The organism is Candidatus Izemoplasma sp. (genome assembly GCF_982632705.1).
The window spans coordinates 1-4,269 of record NZ_CEXEES010000089.1 but is presented as its reverse complement, the minus strand read 5'-3'; the positions used below and the strand labels follow the sequence as shown (position 1 = coordinate 4,269).

The window sequence follows — 4,269 nt, the reverse complement described above, 5'->3', positions numbered from 1 at the left end:
GTAAGATAACAAGTAATGATGATCGATATACGATGAACCATAGTTTCTTGCATACTCTTGGTGGTGGGTATTATTACGCTGGAGCCTTTGGTGGTGGAATGCCTGATTTAAACTGGAGTAACCCAGCAGTACAACAAGAAATGTTAGACATTGCTTTATTCTGGATGGATAAAGGTGTGGATGGATTTAGATTAGATGCAGCGATTCATTTAGAGGATTATGGAGAAGTATCTCCACCAACAATCCCGATTGAAAGCTCAATCAATAAATTAGCGTTCTTTGAATTTAACATAGAACTAGAATATCCTGATGTATATATCGTTGGTGAGATATGGGATAGTTTCAATGTATTTAGTAAGTTTGTTGCGAGTATGGACTCTGCGATGAACTTTGAAACATCACAAGAAATATCATATTCGATAAATCGTGGGTCTAACGGCGATTACGTAGAAGATATGCTATCTATGCTTGAAACGTTAGAATCAATCGATTCTGAGGCAATTGATGCACCATTCTTATACAATCATGACCAAGATAGAATTGCTAGTATCTATGGTGGTGATGTTGATGATCTTAAATTAGCTGCTGAAATGTTACTTACAAGACAGGGGAACCCATTTGTTTATTATGGGGAAGAACTTGGAATGTTTGGAATTAAATCAACTGGTCCTACTATTTGGGATGAAACAAGAAGACAACCATATTTATTTGATGATATGTATAAGACATCTTGGATGGTTGATGAATTTAACACTGAGACAGATACTGTTGATGAACAGTTAGCTGATCCTAATAGTATCTTAAATACATATATGGAAATACTAAATGTTAGAAAAGATAATTTGGCTTTAAAATTCGGTGATACAGAAGCTTGGGAAATTAGTAGTAATGTATTAGTTGGGTATTATAGAACATTCTTCTATGATGAGGATCATAATCAAAAAGTATTAGTATTACATAATATTGGAGACACTGGATTCACATATGGTGATATTGAAGGTGAAATATTATATTATAGTGATGGAATCGATTTATACAATGGTATAATAGATGGACAAAGTACATTGATAATTGAAGTACCTTACGAAGAATAGAGGATGACGCTATGAAGAAAATTAGGTTCCCTGATTTATTTACACTGGGTGTATTCAAATTCAAACATGCATTTGATGCGTTTGACGCATCTTTAGGTAAGTTATTTGGATATTTCTTATTTTTAAACTTACTGATGTTTTTACCTATTACATCACAAGTTATTGGGATGAACGATTTAGATTACGGTTTCTGGGGAATGAACTTCCATGAAGAAGTACCAGAATTCATTGGAGAAGACTTTCCAGAAAGTTGTAGAATCTATAACAATCAGTTAGATTGTGGAATGAGTAATATATTTGAGTATGAGTTTATGAATAATGATTCTATATGGACAGTGTATTTTAATGTTCCTGACGATGTTGTTTATGATCAAGAACATACAATAGTATTTTATAGAAGTGGTATTACACTTAGTACATCTACTTCGAGAGAATTTATATTAGATTATGATTACTTCAATAATACAGATTTTGGTGACATTAATGATTTAGAAGATAGAGAAGCATATGATTTACTTATCAATAAAATGTTTTTAAGTTTGAAAGATGTATTTACATTACCCGCTATATTGTTTATCACAGCAGCATTATTCCTGACAAACCTAATTCTAATTTTAACAATTAGCGCAATTAGCATGTTGTTTAAGTTTAATCAAAGCAACTTCCCTTGTTATAAAAATATGGTTAAGCTAATGATATTAGCAAGTACAATACCATCAGTGATCAATGTTATACTTGGGTTTAATGGATTAATTGCATTTACAACGATTGTCTATAATATCATTACACCTATTCTTGCGTTCTTTATGTATAGAGCAAGTAGGTTATATTTAGAAATAAAAGAATAAGTTGCAAAAATATACTATGAAAAAGATTACATTTTATGAAAATGTTTTCTTTTTTTTTACACTTTTATGAAAAGGTGTAACGCGTTACGGCTTAAAATACGTGTGAGTTCATTGATAAAGCGTTTTCATTATGATATTATAGAATTGTTATAAAAACGTTTGTTTAAATAATAAAAATAGGAGGAGAAACATGAAAAAAATTCTGAGTTTAGTATTAACTTTAACTCTAGCTGTTGCATTTTTCGGATTTAGCGCTCAAGCGGTAAACGCTGAAGTTCCTGCATCTGACTGTACAACAGACAAAGTAGTTGTTATTCACTACAAAAGATGGAATGATGACTATGAAGGTAAAGATTTCTGGGCATGGGGAACTGGTACAGCTGGTTCTGGAAACCCTCAAATCGTAGGACAAGATGATTTTGGTGCAGTTGCATATTTATGCGTTGATGATGACGCAGATCATGAAGCTGGGCTTATTCCACGTCAAAATGACTGGTCTTATAAAGATGGTGCCGACACTGACGGTAATGGTGAAGGTGGAGACGATAAGCACATTCAATTACGTGAAGAATCAGATGATGACGAATTAACTACAGAAGCTTTCGTTGGATTTGATGAAAACGGAGTAAAACATGTATATGTATTACAGGGTGCAAGTGAAGTATTCTATAATGATCCTGCAATGCCAATGTTCCAAAAAGATGGTTTTGGTACTGTTGTCGTAGTTTATTACGATCCAGTTGAATCATATGATGGTTGGAATATGTGGACATGGGGAACTGGTACTGATGGTACTCAAGCTCCAAACTTATTCCAATGGGAACTAGGAGTAGATCAAGGTGTTGCTGGTAAATACAGAGTTGCTGTATTTAACATTGCTGCTGATGCAGACGATACTATTGGATTTATTGTTAGAACTGATGCATGGGAAAAACAGTGGGACGAAGATTTATTCTTAGACGTTACAGCTGTTAAAGGATCTGGAACACAGTTTACATTCTATATGGGTGGAGCTCCAGACTTCTATGATAACTATACTGATTTTGACGCTCAAGTTAACTTATTCGAAATTCTTGAATTAGGTGCATTAGACCAACATTCAATCGAATTAGAATTTAACAAAGACGTAATTACAAAAGACGAATTAGGAGCTTTAATTGTAGATAAAACATTATTTGAAGTAACTGATAAAGATGGAAATGTTATCGCTATTGATAGAATTTCATTTGATACAGTTGCAGATGCTAATACAGCATTTACAATTATCACAGAAGATGCCTTAATGGGTATGGCTTCTCCATTCAATGTTAAATATATGCCAAACGAAACTGATATGTATGAATTAGGTTTCGCTGTGGATAGCACACCTCCAGTAATTGATATCGCAGGTTTCACTGAAGTATCAATTGAATTAGGAGATACTTACCAATTACCTATTTATAGTTCATCTGATTTTAACGGTGAAGAGTCAGTTAAAGTAACTGATTTAAAAATTAAAGAAGGATTTGGTACTGTAGATACTAGAAACGCTGGTATTTATGAAATCGTAATCGTTGCAACTGATAACTTCGGTAACTTCAGAGAAGCAACAATTACTGTAACTGTTACAGACCCTTGTGATGAAACTGCTCATTTAAACGCAAGCAATAACACTACTAACTTAATTGCATTATTAGTAGCTGCCCCTCTTGCTGTTGGTGCATTCGTTACACTGCGTAAACAATACTAAGGAGGATATGAAGATGAAAAAATTCTTATTAATATTTGCTGCCTTCGTATTAACACTTACATTAGCTGGATGTAAACCAGAAGATACTACTGATCCAGATCCAGATCCGGATCCAGATCCAGAAGTTTGTGAAAACGACGCAGCTTTAGGTACATTATATAATTTCGATGAAAATCAAACTGAAGCCGTTACTATTAAAGTATGGCTAGATGATCAAACATATGCAGAAGAATTAATTGCTGCATTCAACGTACAATACCCAGATATCAACGTGGTATGGGAAGAAGTAGGAGCAGTAGACACTCGTCAAAGACTTGAGTTATACGCTGGTTCTGATTACGCTGCAGATGTTGTAGTATTCCCTCATGATCACATTGGTGCTGCATTAACATCAAACTTGTTATATCCATTCCCTGATGCTCAGAGAACAGATGTTCAAACAAGAATGATTGGTTCTGCTGTTGAAACTGCTACTTCATGTTATGACCCAGCTAACAACACAGCTGTTGCATGTGATGGTAACTTTGATTCAGAATTATTCGGAGCTCCATTAAGTGGAGAATCTGTTGCATTATTCTATAACAAAACATTATTAAAC

4 protein-coding genes are annotated in these 4,269 nt (G+C 34.0%); all 4 read left to right on the top strand.

The window, feature by feature from the left end; all coding sequences use genetic code 11:
* Window positions 1-1,094: alpha-amylase family glycosyl hydrolase (locus AC2LE6_RS08545; protein ID WP_484478837.1), on the top strand; the 1,094-nt coding region annotated here is incomplete at its 5' end.
* A gap of 11 nt (window positions 1,095-1,105) precedes the next feature.
* Window positions 1,106-1,942 (top strand): DUF1189 family protein, encoded by an 837-nt coding sequence (locus AC2LE6_RS08540; protein ID WP_484478836.1) that lies wholly within the window; start codon window positions 1,106-1,108, stop codon window positions 1,940-1,942.
* Between the two features lie 190 nt (window positions 1,943-2,132).
* The gene (locus AC2LE6_RS08535; protein ID WP_484478835.1) at window positions 2,133-3,671 is read left to right on the top strand and encodes a pullulanase-associated domain-containing protein; all 1,539 of its coding nucleotides are present in this window, start codon (window positions 2,133-2,135) and stop codon (window positions 3,669-3,671) included.
* Between the two features lie 13 nt (window positions 3,672-3,684).
* Window positions 3,685-4,269: extracellular solute-binding protein (locus AC2LE6_RS08530; protein ID WP_484478834.1), on the top strand; the 585-nt coding region annotated here is incomplete at its 3' end.

Coding starts and splice junctions, on each gene's coding strand:
- AC2LE6_RS08540 (WP_484478836.1), top strand. CDS start 1,106: ATGAAGAAAATTAGGTTCCCTGATTTATTTACACTGGGTGTATTCAAA.
- AC2LE6_RS08535 (WP_484478835.1), top strand. CDS start 2,133: ATGAAAAAAATTCTGAGTTTAGTATTAACTTTAACTCTAGCTGTTGCA.